Source organism: Streptomyces sp. NPDC017448 (assembly GCF_044330565.1).
Taxonomy (GTDB): Bacteria; Actinomycetota; Actinomycetes; order Streptomycetales; family Streptomycetaceae; genus Streptomyces.
In genome coordinates, this window is sequence record NZ_JBIRLM010000002.1 from 203,108 (window position 1) to 217,177 (window position 14,070).

Annotated in this window: 12 protein-coding genes and 2 pseudogenes; 4 read left to right on the forward strand and 10 right to left on the reverse strand. The window is 71.3% G+C overall.

Annotation, left to right across the window (positions count from 1 at the left end):
- Window positions 1-14: 14 nt before the first annotated feature.
- Genes ACH4K1_RS05635 through ACH4K1_RS05650 form a run of 4 tightly spaced genes read left to right on the forward strand, consistent with a single transcriptional unit; the run spans window position 15 to window position 3,647 of the window.
- A complete protein-coding gene (locus ACH4K1_RS05635) occupies window positions 15-1,127 on the forward strand; it encodes an aliphatic sulfonate ABC transporter substrate-binding protein (protein ID WP_398086961.1) in 1,113 nt (370 codons plus the stop codon).
- A gap of 48 nt (window positions 1,128-1,175) precedes the next feature.
- The gene (locus ACH4K1_RS05640) at window positions 1,176-1,967 is read left to right on the forward strand and encodes an ABC transporter ATP-binding protein (RefSeq protein WP_398086963.1); all 792 of its coding nucleotides are present in this window, start codon (window positions 1,176-1,178) and stop codon (window positions 1,965-1,967) included.
- On the forward strand, window positions 1,954-2,874 hold the full coding sequence (locus ACH4K1_RS05645; RefSeq protein WP_398086965.1) for an ABC transporter permease: 921 nt from the start codon (window positions 1,954-1,956) through the stop codon (window positions 2,872-2,874). Before ACH4K1_RS05640 ends, ACH4K1_RS05645 begins: the two co-directional genes overlap by 14 nt.
- Window positions 2,875-2,882: 8 nt before the next feature.
- A complete protein-coding gene (locus ACH4K1_RS05650; protein WP_398086966.1) occupies window positions 2,883-3,647 on the forward strand; it encodes a sirohydrochlorin chelatase in 765 nt (254 codons plus the stop codon).
- 61 nt (window positions 3,648-3,708) lie between these two features.
- Here ACH4K1_RS05650 and ACH4K1_RS05655 read toward each other — a convergent pair whose 3' ends face one another.
- The 10 genes and pseudogenes from ACH4K1_RS05655 to ACH4K1_RS05700 all read right to left on the reverse strand — a co-directional run bounded on the left by ACH4K1_RS05655 (window position 3,709) and on the right by ACH4K1_RS05700 (window position 14,039).
- The gene (locus tag ACH4K1_RS05655; RefSeq protein ID WP_398086968.1) at window positions 3,709-4,326 is read right to left on the reverse strand and encodes a DsbA family protein; all 618 of its coding nucleotides are present in this window, start codon (window positions 4,324-4,326) and stop codon (window positions 3,709-3,711) included.
- A 275-nt stretch (window positions 4,327-4,601) separates the two neighbouring features.
- Window positions 4,602-5,150, reverse strand: coding sequence for a DUF1697 domain-containing protein (locus tag ACH4K1_RS05660; protein ID WP_398086970.1), 549 nt, complete (start codon window positions 5,148-5,150; stop codon window positions 4,602-4,604).
- Window positions 5,151-5,173: 23 nt separating this feature from the next.
- The gene (locus tag ACH4K1_RS05665; RefSeq protein WP_398086972.1) at window positions 5,174-6,631 is read right to left on the reverse strand and encodes an NF041680 family putative transposase; all 1,458 of its coding nucleotides are present in this window, start codon (window positions 6,629-6,631) and stop codon (window positions 5,174-5,176) included.
- Between the two features lie 97 nt (window positions 6,632-6,728).
- A complete protein-coding gene (locus tag ACH4K1_RS05670; RefSeq protein ID WP_398086974.1) occupies window positions 6,729-7,217 on the reverse strand; it encodes a hypothetical protein in 489 nt (162 codons plus the stop codon).
- A gap of 288 nt (window positions 7,218-7,505) precedes the next feature.
- Window positions 7,506-7,652: pseudogene (locus tag ACH4K1_RS05675) on the reverse strand (hypothetical protein); the annotation flags it as partial.
- A gap of 114 nt (window positions 7,653-7,766) precedes the next feature.
- Entirely contained in the window at window positions 7,767-8,969 is a 1,203-nt protein-coding gene (locus ACH4K1_RS05680) for a S8 family serine peptidase (protein WP_398086976.1), read from the reverse strand.
- 569 nt (window positions 8,970-9,538) lie between these two features.
- Window positions 9,539-10,793 (reverse strand): annotated as a pseudogene (gene mgt, locus ACH4K1_RS05685) (macrolide-inactivating glycosyltransferase).
- A complete protein-coding gene (locus ACH4K1_RS05690; protein WP_398086977.1) occupies window positions 10,793-12,097 on the reverse strand; it encodes an ABC transporter substrate-binding protein in 1,305 nt (434 codons plus the stop codon). Before ACH4K1_RS05690 ends, mgt begins: the two are co-directional and overlap by 1 nt.
- Window positions 12,097-12,966, reverse strand: a complete 870-nt coding sequence (locus ACH4K1_RS05695) for a carbohydrate ABC transporter permease (RefSeq protein ID WP_398087441.1) — start codon at window positions 12,964-12,966, stop codon at window positions 12,097-12,099. Before ACH4K1_RS05695 ends, ACH4K1_RS05690 begins: the two co-directional genes overlap by 1 nt.
- An 11-nt stretch (window positions 12,967-12,977) precedes the next feature.
- The gene (locus tag ACH4K1_RS05700) at window positions 12,978-14,039 is read right to left on the reverse strand and encodes a carbohydrate ABC transporter permease (protein WP_398086979.1); all 1,062 of its coding nucleotides are present in this window, start codon (window positions 14,037-14,039) and stop codon (window positions 12,978-12,980) included.
- Between the last annotated feature and the right edge of the window lie 31 nt (window positions 14,040-14,070).

The window sequence follows — 14,070 nt, forward strand, 5'->3', positions numbered from 1 at the left end:
GAGGAAGACCTCCCGTGCCTGCCCCACGTTCCACCGTCCGCCGCGGCCTCGCCGCCGTCGCCGCCCTGCCGCTGCTCGCCGTGGCGGCCACCGCCTGCGGCTACGGCTCCGAGGCGAAGGACGACGACGCCAAGGCGAACGTCTCCGCCGGAGGGAAGAAGCTCTCCTCCGACACCGTGAAGATCGGGTACTTCCCGAACCTCACGCACGCCACCGCCCTGGTCGGCATCGAGGAAGGCACCATCCAGAAGGAGCTGGGCGGCACCCGGGTCGAGTCGACGACCTTCAACGCGGGCCCGTCCGAGATCGAGGCGCTGAACGCCGGCTCCATCGACATCGGCTTCATCGGCCCCTCCCCCTCCATCAACGGGTACAGCAAGTCCCAGGGCAAGGGGCTGCGGATCATCTCCGGTTCGGCCTCCGGCGGGGTGAGGCTGGTCGTCAACCCGAAGAAGATCACGACCCTGGACGACCTCAAGGGCAAGAAGATCGCCACGCCGCAGCTCGGCAACACCCAGGACGTGGCCTTCCTCAACTGGATCTCCGAGAAGGGCTGGAAGGTCGACGCCCAGAGCGGCAAGGGCGACGTCTCCGTGGTCCGTTCGGACAACAAGGTGACGCCCGACGCCTACCGGGCCGGGGACCTGGACGGCGCGTGGGTGCCCGAACCGACCGCCTCGAAGCTGGTCTCCCAGGGCGCGAAGGTGCTCCTGGACGAGACGGAGCTGTGGCCGGACAAGAAGTTCGTGATCACCAACATCATCGTGTCGCAGAAGTTCCTCGCCGATCACCCGGACGTGGTCGAGGCGGTGCTCAAGGGGTCGGTCGCCACCAACAAGTGGATCAACGCCAACCCGGAGAAGGCCAAGGCGTCCGCCAACGAGGCGCTGGAGAAGTTGAGCGGCAAGCCGCTGCCGAAGGAGATCCTCGACCCGGCGTGGGAGTCCATCGAGGTCACCGACGACCCGCTGGCCGAGACGCTCAAGACGCAGGCCGGGCACTCCGTGAAGTCCGGCCTGCTCAAGGAGCCGAACCTGCGGGGCATCTACGACCTCGGCCCGCTGAACAAGATCCTCAAGGCCGAGGGCCGGCCCGAGGTCGCCGACGCCGGTCTCGGCGTCGAGTAGCTCCGCCCATCCGTACCAGGACGCAAGGATTCCCAGGAGGTGACGACCATGGCGACCCCCATCCTCACCAAGGCCGAGGACCGTACGGCGGTCGGGCACGCCGCCCGTCTCACGCATGTCTCGAAGTCCTTCGCCGGACCCACGGGTGCGCAGCTCGTGCTGGACGACATCTCGCTCGATGTCGCTCCGGGCGAGTTCGTCACCCTCCTGGGGGCCTCCGGGTGCGGAAAGTCGACGCTGCTCAACCTGGTGGCCGGACTCGACCGCCCGTCGAAGGGGTCCATCGAGACCCCCGGCGGGCGGCCGGCCCTGATGTTCCAGGAGCACGCCCTCTTCCCGTGGCTGACCGCGGGCAAGAACATCGAACTGGCCCTGCGGCTGCGCGGGGTCCCGAAGGCGGCGCGCCGCACCGAGGCGGAGCGGCTGCTCGAACTGGTCCGGCTCGGCGGGGCGTACGGCAAGCGGGTGCACGAGCTGTCCGGCGGGATGCGCCAGCGCGTCGCCCTGGCCCGCGCCCTCGCCCAGGACAGCCAACTGCTGCTGATGGACGAGCCGTTCGCGGCGCTGGACGCCATCACCCGCGATGTGCTGCACGACGAACTGACCCGGATCTGGGCGGAGACGAACGCCTCGGTCCTCTTCGTCACGCACAACGTGCGCGAGGCGGTACGGCTCGCGCAGCGCGTCGTTCTGCTCTCGTCCCGGCCGGGCCGGATCGCCCGCGAGTGGACGGTCGACATCGAGCAGCCGCGCCGCATCGAGGACACCGCCGTGGCGGAGCTGTCCGTCGAGATCACCGAAGAACTGCGTGGGGAGATCCGCCGACATGGCCAGCACTGACATCACCTCCGACCGGAAGCGGCCGGACGGGGCGGCCGGCGGGTCCGGGGCCGACGACCTGGCGGGGCTGGAGGCGGGGCTCGACGCGCTCGACGCCGTGCAGATCCGCCGCACCCCGGTGCGCGAGGTGCTGCTCCACAAGGTGCTGCCGCCGGTCGTGGCGGTGGCGCTGGTCCTGGTGGTCTGGGAGCTGCTGGTCCGCGCCCGGGTCACCGAGGTGTACAAGCTGCCGCCGCCGTCCGCCGTATGGGACAGCGCGCGCGACATGTGGCTGGCGGGCACCCTGCTGGAGGTCGTCTGGACCAGCGTCTCGCGCGGTCTGCTCGGCTTCCTCCTCGCGGTCGCCATCGGTACGCCGCTGGGAGTGCTGGTCGCCCGCGTGAAGCTGATCCGGGCCGCGATCGGCCCGACCCTGTCCGGGCTCCAGTCGCTGCCCTCGGTGGCGTGGGTGGCCCCGGCGGTGATCTGGCTCGGGCTGAACGACCGGATGATGTTCGCGGTGATCCTGCTGGGCGCGGTCCCCTCGATCGCCAACGGGCTGGTCTCCGGCGTCGACCAGGTGCCGCCGCTGTTCCTCCGGGCGGGCCGCACGCTGGGCGCGACCGGGCTGCGCGGGACCTGGCACATCGTGCTTCCGGCGGCGCTGCCCGGCTACCTGGCGGGGCTCAAGCAGGGCTGGGCGTTCTCCTGGCGCTCGCTGATGGCCGCCGAGATCATCGCCTCCTCCCCGGAACTGGGCCTGGGGCTGGGCCAGTTGCTGGAGAACGGCCGCAGCAACTTCGACATGCCCGGGATCTTCCTGTCGATCCTGCTCATCCTGTTCGTCGGCATCGCGATCGACCTGCTGATCTTCAGTCCGCTGGAACGGTGGGTGCTGCGCAGCCGCGGTCTCCTCGTCAAGAACTGAGCCTTCCCATGACGTCTCCCACCCTCCTCGTCATCGCCCACGGCAGCCGCGACCCGCGGCACGCCGCGACCGTGCACGCGCTCACCGAGCGGGTACGCGCCGAGCGGCCGGGGGCGCGGGTGGAGACCGCGTTCCTGGAGTTCAACGCCCCTTCCGTGCCCCGGGTGCTGGAGCGCCTGGCGGCGCAGGGGACGGACGAGGTGGTCGCCCTGCCCCTGCTGCTCACCCGGGCGTTCCACGCCAAGACCGACATCCCCTCGGTCCTGCGCGAGGCCCGCGCCCGGCTGCCGCGGCTGCGTATCCGCCAGGCCGACGTACTCGGCCCGTCCCCGCTGCTCGACGCCGCTCTCGGGCGGCGGCTGCGGGAGGCCGGGGCCCGCCCCGGCGACCGCCCCCGGACCGGGCTCGTCCTGGCCTCGGCGGGATCCACAGACCCGGAGGCGATCGCAGTGATCGCTGAAATCGCGCGGGAGCTGCGGCACACCGGTTGGTGCGCCGTGCGGCCTGCGTTCGCCTCCGCTGCTCATGCCGGGAGCTTTCCCCCCACCGAGGACGCGGTGCGGGCCCTGCGCGCCGAGGGCGTGGAGCGGGTGGCGGTGGCCCCGTACGTCATCGCGCCCGGCCGCCTCCCCGACCGCATCGCGGCCGGGGCGGAGGCGGCCGGGGCGGACGTCCTGGCCGACGTGCTGGGGCCCGCCCCGGAGTTGGCGCGGCTGCTGCTCGACCGGTACGACCGGGCGAGGACGCCGGTGGGGGCATCGCTGTCGGCGTGAGGACCCGGGCCGAGGGCGGGCCCCGGCGGGCCGGTCGCCGGCAGGCCGGTGGTGGTCCGGCTCAGTCGTAGGACAGTCCTCCGGACCGGGCCCGCTTGAGTTCGAAGAAGCCCGGGTGGTTGGCGAGGACCCGGAAGCTGTCGAAGAGTACGGCCGCCTCCGTGCCGCGCGGGATCGCGTTGAGGACCGGACCGAACCAGACCGTGCCGTCGACGTGGATGGTCGGCGTGCCCACGTACGCGTCCTGCTCCGGGTCCTTGCCCGCCTCGTGGCTGCGGGCCACCTCCTCGTCGTACGCGGTGGAGTGCGCCGCATCCGCCAGGACGGCGGGCAGGCCCAGTTCGGCGAGGGAGGCGGCGATCACGGCGTCGAAGTCCTCCTCCTTGTGCTGGTGGATGCGGGTTCCGAGCGCGGTGTAGAGGTCCCGCAGGACGGTGTCGCCGTGGGCGGCGGCCGCGGCGACGGCCACGCGGACCGGACCGATCGACTTGTCGACGAGTTCGCGGTACCAGGCGGGCAGTTCGTTGCCCTGGTTGTGCAGGTAGAGGCTCATGGGGCGGAAGCGCAGGTCGATGTCCCGGTGCCGCTCGACCTCCAGCATCCAGCGGGAGGCGATCCAGGCGAACGGGCAGGCGGGGTCGAAGAAGAAGTCGACGGTGGTGCGTTCTCCGGTGCTCATGGGCCGAGCCTAGGAAGCAGGGAGCGGGGAATCCCGGGCCAATCGGGTTCCGGTCGGGTGGGCCAGTTGCGGTGGGGGCGGGGGCGGGCCGCAGGGCAGCGGGCCCGGGCCGGACTTCCCGGGCCGGACTTCCCGGGCCGGGCTCCCCGGGCCGGGCTCCCCGGGCCGGGCTGGCGGCCCGCGGGGGCCTGCGGAGGCCCGCCTCGCGTCCGGCAGCCCGGGTGTCCGTGGTACGCCGCGCAGCGCCCGGGTTCCGCCCTCCGGCCGGGGCCGGCTCAGCCGCGGGTCAGCTCCACCAGTTTGGCGACGGTGTTCCAGTTGCGGGTGGTGGCGGTGAGGCCCTTGACATGGCGGGGACGGGTCAGCGCCACAGCCAGCTTGGAGCGGCCGAGGCCGTCCGGGGCGTACAGGTACAGGCAGCGGTCGCCGAGGCGGAACTCCTCCGGCAGGAAGGACTCCGGCTCCAGGCCGGCGAAGCGTTCCGCGTCCACGGCCCGGTCGAAGTAGGTGACGTGGAGCTGCTTGCCCGCCAGTTGGGCGGCCGGGAAGGGGCAGGCGCCGGCGACGGCGGCGAGGTAGCCGACGTCGCGGACGAGGCAGTCGACAGGGAAGCCGAACCGCTGGTGCAGGGCCTGTTCCAGGGCCGCGGCGAGCGCGTCCTCGTCGTCCTCGTCGCTGCGGAAGACGGCGTTGCCGCTCTGCAGGTAGGTGGCGATTCCGGTGTGTCCCAGCTCGGTGAGCACGGTGCGCAGTTCGGCCATCGGAACCCTCTTGCCACCGCCCACGTTGATCCCGCGCAGCAGGGCCGCGTACGTCGTCGTCATGGCGACCCACCCTAACTTGATCTTTAACCTGTGCGGCGTGGACGTGGGGTCGTTGACTTCTTCGTTCGTCGCTTTGCGGGGCGGGGTTTGCCGACGGTGTGCACGTCGTAGCGTGCGGTGGGCTGGCTGTTCTTGCGGCCGGGTGGCCGCCCTGGACCGGGCTGCGTGAATTTTGATGCTCCGGCTGGGCAGGCGGCCTTGGTGCGCAGGTGCCGAAAGTCGCGGCGGACTCGTGCGGGGGTGAGCCTGGCGGGCGAGGCCGGTTTCTCCCACGGCCGTCGGAGGTCGGCCGCCAGCGGACGGGCGAGCCGTAGCTGGGTGAAGACGGTGAGGATCAGCCAGGTCCAACGGTCGGCGGCTTCAGCGGTGCGGATCTTCGGACAGGTCCAGCCCAGGGTCTGCTTGAACAGGCGGAAGGTGTGCTCGATGTCGAAGCGCCGCAGGAATGCCTGCCAGAGCGTGTCGACTTCGGTCTCACAGGCGCCGGTGCCTGACCACCACAGCCAGACCGGCTTCGGTGTCGCGCCGCTGAGCAGGTGCTCGAGCTGCAGACGGATCACCGTGCCCTCGATCAACGGCAGAGCACCCAGCTGGTAAGTCCAGGCCGAACGGTGGGTCAGTCGCGGATGAAGTCGGTCCCATGCCCGTGCGGTGGCGGTGCCGTAGAGGCGGGTTGTGGTGACTGTCTGGGCGTCGGGGGTATCCCAGGTGGCCGGGTCACCGAACACAAACTCGCCGCCATGACGGGGCGGCCGACCCCGGACACCGGGCTCGCGCGACGGGACCGCGCGTCGCAGGACGCGGTCCGAGCGCATGCGTCCCAGTACCTGCACCGGCAGATCTTGCAGAAGGAAGGCCAGTCGGGGAACGTCGTAGCCGGCGTCCACCACGACCAAGATCTCCGGGTCGCCGTCCGTCCACTGCCCGGCATCGATCAGCCGCTCGACGAGCTCGCGCATCTGCCGAGCCGTGACGGTGGCGGCGTCATCACCCGGTGCCAGACGCAGCGCGTCCAGCGGCACCGTCCAGGAACTGCGGCCCGTCTCCAGCGCGCAGATCACCGAGTAGGGCCAGCCGGGAACGGGAATGTGCTGATCCTTGCCCCGCCCATAGGTGTGGCACAGGATCCGCTGTGGTGAGGTGTGCGCGCTGGGCCGCAGCCAGCAGGTGAGGTCGGCGGCCAGGACCAGCCGGCCGTCCGCCGCCCGCGGCAGAGGCACCGCGGCCAGGGCCCGGCGCAGCCGGGCCACATCGACCCGGCCCGCGGACAGGGTGCCATAGAGCCCGCCGTGCCCCCGCCGGTGTTCGCCCACCAGCGACAGCTCCGCCAAGGACCGGACTGGGCCGTCCGCGCACAACACCGCGTCCGCGAGTTCGAACAAGGCGTCCGCACGCCTGGTCAGACAGGAGGAGAACTCATCCCGGAAGCGTGACAGTCCCGCAATCGGATCCTGCCGGACGACGTGATGCGACAGACTCATCCCCACGGCCTTCGTGCTGAGCGTTGTGTGTTCCTTGGTCGGATCACATGCTCAGCCGAAGGCCGCCCGCACGCACGGCAGTTACCAATCCGAGTGATCAAGTACGACGGACCGTTCGGACCTCGAGTTCAGCCGCAGGCTGACCAGCTGGGGCCTCATCAGGCTGTTGCTGGCACTCGACCCCAGCCTCGACACCAGCGGCACGCAGCCGGTCGACGAGAAGAGTCATCTCGGGCATCGTCCCTGCGAACATGCCAGCCCGGATCTGCTGGAACGTCCTCTTCGTCTGAGCCAGATCTCCAGCAAGTTCGACGCGAAGAACCTTCATCACGTGGACCGGACTGACGAGAGGATCACTGAGTACGAGCCGTGCCTCGCCGTGCTCCGCCAGAAGACGACGGCGCAGGTCGTCCGGTATGGAGCTTCCGCCTTGCCCGCACTCGTACAAAGCGTCACCGCAGCCGGAGCAGTGGTAGCCGATGTCCCATTCAAGGCTCTGCCCGACCAACGCCTGTACGCCGACGCACTCCAGCTCCGAGCCGCAGCCCGAACACTGTGCCGGGTACCTGACAGACACGATCAGCACGACATGTCCCATCCACTGGCCCGACCCTGACGACCCAGGCTCCCGGGCCTCGAGGTTAAAAGGCAAGTTAGTGATCTGAGTCAGAGGTTCGTCGGCGGTGGGCGGCGATCTTGTCGAGGATCTCGTCGGCTGTCTTGGTCCAGACGCAGGGGCTGGGCTGGTTGTTCCCGTCGGCGGTCCAGGTTCTGATATCGCGTTCGGGGCCTGGGCGGAGTGGTGGACGCCGCGCTTGAGCTTCTTCTGGGACAGCTCCGCGAACCACCGTTCGACCAGGTTCAGCCAGGACGCACCGGTCGGCGTGAAGTGCGGCTGGAAGCGCGGGTGGGCCAGGAGCCACTTCTTGATGCCGATCCTCTTGTGGGTCGCGTAGTCGTCCAGGACCAGATGAACCTGGAGATCGGCCGGGACCTGCTGCGGCCCCGGGGAACGGGGCAGCCGCCGCGCCCCGTGGGGGAGAGCGCGGCGGCTGGTGTGCGGTGGCCGGGCTGCGGGGTGTGGGGCCGCCGCCGCCCGGGGCCGGGCACAGAGCCGGGACGTCCGGCCCGGGTGTTACTCGACGACCTTGAGGAGCTTGTTGGCCGTGCCCTCGGTGGCGTTGCCGATGGCGTCCGGGGTGGCTCCTTCGGTGAGCGCCGTGGCGACGGCCTGCGGGGTGGCGTCCTGGTGGCCCGCCAGGTAGACGGCGGCCGCGCCGACGACGTGCGGGGTCGCCATGGACGTGCCGGAGATGGTGTTGGTGCCGCTGTCGCTGTCGTTCCAGGTGGACGTGATGTCCGAGCCCGGGGCGTAGATGTCCACGACCGAGCCGTGGTTGGAGAACGACGACTGCTCGTCGTCCGCGGTGGACGAGGCGACGGTGATCGCCTCGGGGACGCGGGAGGGCGAGCCCTGGCCGGCGTCGCTGGACTCGTTCCCGGCGGCCACACCGAAGGTGATGCCCGCGGCGATGGCCTTCTGGACCGCCGCGTCGAGCGCCGGGTCGGCCCCGCCACCGAGGCTCATGTTGGCGACGGACGGGCCCTTGGCGTTGGCGGTGACCCAGTCGATCCCCGCGATGACCTGCTCGGTGGTGCCCGAGCCGTTGTCGTCCAGGACGCGGACGGCGACGATCTTCGCCTTCTTGGCGACGCCGTGCGCCGCACCGGCTATGGTGCCCGCGACGTGCGTGCCGTGGCCGTTGCCGTCGTCGGCGTCGTCGTCGTTGTCGATAGCGTCGAAGCCGGAGGCGGCGCGGCCCTCGAAGTCCTCGTGGGTGACGCGGACACCGGTGTCGATGACGTACGCGGTGACGCCCTCGCCGCCCGCGTCGGGGTAGGTGTACGCCTTGTCGCCCGCGGTCTCCGTCTGGTCGATGCGGTCCAGACCCCACGACGGCGGGTTGTCCTGGGTGGCGTCGATGCTGAACTTCTTGTTCTGCACCACCTTGGCGACGGCCGGGTCGGCGGCGAGGCGCTTGGCCTCGGTCTCCGAAAGCCCGTTGGCGGAGAAGCCGTTGATGCTGGAGGAGTAGGCGCGCTGGAGCTTGCCGCCGTACTCCTCGGCCAGCTCGGCCTTGTCGGCCTTCTTCTCGTCCAGCATGACGATGTAGCTGCCGGAGACGGCGGTGGCCGCGTCCGTGCCGTAGACCGTGCCCATCGGAGCCGGCGCGGCTCCGGCGAAGGAGATCCCGAAGAGGGTGACTCCGGCCGCCGCCGCGACGGCGGTGACGGCGGCGGTCAGCTGGGTGCGGCGGGTGCGCTGGTGCTTGGCCATGAAGAGGGTTCTCCTCGTCAAACTTTGTGGGGGGGTTGGCCCTCGGCCGGAAGATCTCCGTGGGCTGGCTCGAAACCCTGACCGATTGACGAGCACAGTTCAAGACCTTCATGGAGGTGGGACTTGCTCAACAAGGTTGCGTAACGGGAAATCGGCCTTGGCTGGTCACAGCGGTCGCGGAGCGCCGCCGAGCCGCCGACCCCACCGGATCGGCCCCCTGCGAGCAGCTTCGCACGGCCCCACCACGAGCGCATATCGCCTGCTCAGCAAGGCTGTTGGGGTAACGGCCGACCGCCCTCGGCGATGACCGGAGACGCACCGGCGAGGCCCTCGGGCCGATGTGACGCCGCGTGAAGACTCGTGAAGGCCTGTGAAGGCGCGCGCGTGGAGGGTGAACGCCTGGCCCCGGCTGTGAAATCGCCGGGGCGTGCGTGCAGATGCGCCGACCGGAACCGCCGTCACACCGGTTTCACGGCGCCGAAACAGAGCCGTCCCGCCCCACGAACCCGCCGGTGGGGGCAGGTGGGAGCGGGACAGGGAACGCCCGGACGTCCGTCAGGCGGATCCGTTCAGTGCGACAGCTCCGCCTCGATGAGGTCGACGGCCCGCGGGGTGCCGCCCTCGCGTGCCATCTGCTCGCTCAACCGCGCGCACCGGGCGGCCACTTCGGGATCGTCCACCAGAGCGAGCACGGCCTCGCGCAGGGTCGCCGCGTTCGCCTCCTCCATCGGGAGGTGCCGGGCCACCCCCAGCGATTGGAGCGTCTCCGCGTTGCCGAACTGGTCGACGGCCTGCGGTACGGCGACCATCGGGGTGCCGGTGGCGAGCCCCTCCTGGCTGCCGCCCGCGCCGGCGTGGGTGACGAAGGCGTCCGCCTGCCGGAGCACGGCCAGTTGGGGCACCCAGTCGCGCACCTCCACGTTGCCGGGTACGTCACCGAGTTCGGCGGGGTCGACGTGGGCGCCGATCTGGAGCACCACGTGCCAGCCGGGCAAGTCGCCGAAGGCGGCGACGCACTCCCGGTAGAAGGCGGGCTGCTTGGTGAACGAGGAGCCCAGGGAGACCAGGATCACCTTCTCGGCACCGGCGGGACGCCGCCACTCCCCCTGGTCGGAGCGGTCGCCCTGGCAGGCCCCGACGAAGGTGTACATCTCGCGGTTCACCCGGTCCGCGTTGGGCTGGAGGGCCTCGGGGATCAGGACGAGGCCGCGGCGCGGGCGGGCCACGAAGTCGTCGACGGGGACGTGGCCGAGGCCGTTCTCCGCGAGCCAGCCCTCGAAGCGCGCGTAGTAGGCCCTGCCGCGCTCGGTCTGCTTCAGTTCGGCGGTCATCGGCTCCCCCACCTCCTTCTCGTACCCGTCCCAGGGGACCAGGTTGGGCCAGAGGGAGACGGCGGGGACGCCCCAGCGGTGGGCGAGGACGCGGGCGGGATAGGAGGTGATGTCGTGCAGGACGAGGTCGGGCTCGTCGCCCGCGAAGGCGTCCGCGAGCTGCGGGAGCGCCTGGACGGCGTCCATGAGGAAGGGTTCGATGTTGTCGATCAGCTCCGTCCCCCAGGCGTCGGGGTCCTCGTCGGTCGGCAGGGTCGAGCTCCAGATCACCGGCTCGGCCCCGGTGGCGGCGACCTTCTCCGCGAAGGAGGCGGGGATGGCGTAGCTGACGCGGTGTCCACGGTCGACGAGCTCGCGGATGACGTCGAGGCTCGGGTTCACATGCCCGTGGGCGGCGATGGAGAACATGGCGATGTGGGCACGCGGGGATTCCGTCATGCCGGCGACCCTAAGCGAGACGAGACGTCTCGTGCAATCTTTTTCCTCTCCGGATCAGCGTTGGTAGCGGGCCAGCACCCGGTTCCCGTCCTCCACCAGCCGCCGGCCCAGCTCGTCGGCGTCGATCGCGCCGCTGTAGAACTCCTGGTACGCGGGGGTCGCCACCTTGTCCTTCCACTCGGGGTAGCCGCGCACCGACTGCGCGGGCGCGGGCCGCAGCCCCTTCGCCAGGGCGGCGCCCACGGCCCAGCCGTGCTCGGCGGAGCGGAGCGACGGGTCGGCCAGCGCCCGCGTCCCGGTGGGCAGCATCCAGTCGCCGCGCGCCAGGCGCACCATGTTCGGGGGCCGCAGCAGGAAGTCGATGAACGCGACGGCCTCCTCCTTGTGCGGGCTCTGCTCCGCCACCGACAGCGTCTGCGGGCTCACGCCCTGGACCGCGCCGCCGGCCCCGGCGGGCATCGGCAGGACCGTCCAGTCGAACCCTTCGGGGGCCTGCTGGATGATCTGCTGACGGTAGGAGAAGCCGAGCGGGAGCATCGCGTACTTGCCGCCGAAGAAGCCGGGCAGGGCGTCGGAGCCGCCCATGCCCAGCGCGCTGCGCGCCGCGCTGCGGTCGGTGTTGACCTGGTCGTGGATGGTGCCGGGCACCACGCCGTCGCCCCGCCGGAAACGCAGGACCGCCTTGCCGTCGCCGTCCCGGTGGAAGAGGCGACCGCCGCCGGACAGGCCCAGGTTGAGGGTGACGGAGACCGGTTCCTTGAGCGGCCAGGCGACCCCGTACCGCCCCTTCCCGGTCAGCGCCTTCGTCACCCGGCGGAACTCCTGCCAGCTCCAGGGGCGCTCCGGGGTCGGGAACCGCGCGCCCGACGCCTTCAGCAGCTCGGTGTTGGCGATCAGGACCCGGGGCTCCTGGAGGAAGGGCACCCCGTGGACGCCCTCGCCGAACGTGGTGGTGCGCCAGGACCGCTCGGGGATGTCGGCCTTGAGCCGGGCGGGCAGGTAGGGGCGGAGATCGGCGAGGTAGCCCCCGTACGCGAAGTCGGCCAGGTCGTCCGAGGCGTCGTGGATGACGTCGGGGGCCTCCCCGCCCTCGAACGAGGTGAGCAGCTGGTCGTGGACGCTGTCCCAGCTGCCCTGGACGTACTCCACCTGGACGTCGGGGTGGGTGGCGTTCCACTCCTTCACCAGGCGTTTGTTGGCGTCGACGGACTCCTTCTGCCAGGCCAGAGACTGGAACCGGAGCCGGATCGTGCCGTCCGCGTCCCGTCCGCCGCCGCCGCCGCCGTCACCGGAGCAGCCGGTGAGCAGCAGAGCCAGGACGGCGACGGCGGCAGCCGCCCGCCGGACCGCGGCGCGCATCAGTTCTTCACCGCCCCGGCCGCCATCCCGCCGGTGATCCGCCGCTGGATGAAGGCGAAGAGGACGAGGGAGGGCAGGGTGGCGAGGAACGCGGCGGCGGCGAGCGGGCCGAGGTCGGCCACGCCCTCCGCGCCGAGGAAGTGGGTGAGGACGACCGGCAACGTCTGCTTCTCCGGGGTCTTGAGCAGGACGAGCGCGAAGAAGAACTCGTTCCATGCGGTGATGAACGCGAACAGCGCGGTGGCGACGAGGCCGGGGGCGAGCAGCGGGGCGACGACCGAGACGAGGGTCCGCACCCGCCCCGCCCCGTCGACGGCGGCCGCCTCTTCCAGCTCGGCCGGCACGGCCCGTACGTATCCGGCGAGCATCCACAGGGCGAAGGGCAGCGACCAGACGACGTAGACGAGGACCAGGCCCCCCAGGGTGTTGATCAGATGCAGGTTCTTCAGGACCAGGAAGAGCGGAATGATCACCAGGACGAACGGGAACGCCTGGCTGACCACGACCCAGCCGGTCGCCGCGGTGGCGAGGCGGCCCCGGTGGCGGGCCATCGCATAGGCCATCGGGGTGGCGATCACGACCGTGATCAGGGCCGCGCCGACGGCGGCGATCAGGGAGTTGGCGGCGGCCTGGAGCAGCGGCTGCTCGTCGAACGCCTGCCGGAAGTTGTCCAGGGTGGGCTGCTCAGGGATCCAGGTGGGATGGAGCGAACCCAGTTCACGGGCGGGTTTGAAGGCGGTCGAGATCAGCCACACGAAGGGGAACGCGAGGAAGACCAGGTAGGCCAGGAGGGCCAGGTACTGCCCGGCCCGGGCGGTCCTGCCGGTACGCAGCCCGGTGGGCTCCCGCCTTCCGGAGCCGCGCTTCATCGGTCCTCGTCTCATCGGTCCTCCCCTCCCCCGAGGCGGCCGACGAGATAGAGGGCGAGGAGCACGGAGATCACCGCGACCATCACACAGCCCATCGCGGCGGCGTAGCCGAACTGCCCGTAGCGGAACGCCTCCTCGTACGCGAAGAGCATCGGCAGCCGGGTCCGGCCGCCGGGCCCGCCGCTGGTCAGCACGTAGACGAGGGCGAAGGAGTTGAAGTTCCAGATCAGGTTCAGCGCGGAGACAGCGAGGGCGATGGGCCTCAGGGCGGGCCAGGTGACGGTACGGAACCGGCGCCAGGCGCCCGCCCCGTCCAGGGCCGCCGCCTCGTGGAGTTCGCGCGGGGTGTTCTGGAGCCCGGCGAGCAGGGCCACCGTGGTCTGCGGCATCCCCGCCCAGATGCCGACGAGGATCACGGCGGGCAGCGCGGTGGCGAGGCCGGTCAGCCAGTCCCGCCCGTCGCCGAGGCCCAGGTCGCGGACGGTCTCGTTGAGGATGCCGGCGTCCGGGTTGTAGACGAGCCGCCACATGATGCCGACGACGACCTCGGGCATCGCCCAGGGGATGATCGCCAGCGCGCGGGCCAGCCAGCGCATCCGCAGGTTCTGGTTGAGCAGCAGGGCCAGGCCGAGCGCCAGGAGGAACTGCGGGACGGTGACGCCCACCGCCCAGATCAGACCGATCCGGAACGAGTCCCAGAACAGGGTGTCGTGCAGCAGGTCCTGGAAGTTGAGCGCGCCGATCCACTGGGTGGAGCGGGTGCGGCCGGACTGGGCGTCGGTGAAGGAGAGCGCGATGCCGTAGAGGAGCGGCCCGACGCTGAGGACCAGGATCGGGAGGAGCGCGGGCAGCACCAGGAACCAGGCGGCCCGGTCCCCGAAGACCTTGCCCTGCGGCGGCCCGGGCCGCCCGGCACTCCCGGCGCGCCCGCCGCCCCGCCCGCCCGGCCCGTCGCGCCCGCCCGGTCCTTTGCGCCCGCCGTGTCCGCCCGGGCCGCCGTCTCCGCCCGGGCCGCCGTCTCCGCCGTGCGGGCCGCCCGGTCCGGGCTGCTTCGCCGCAGTCGCCGATGTCACGAAGAAGACCCCTCTGTCCGGTGAGTCACTG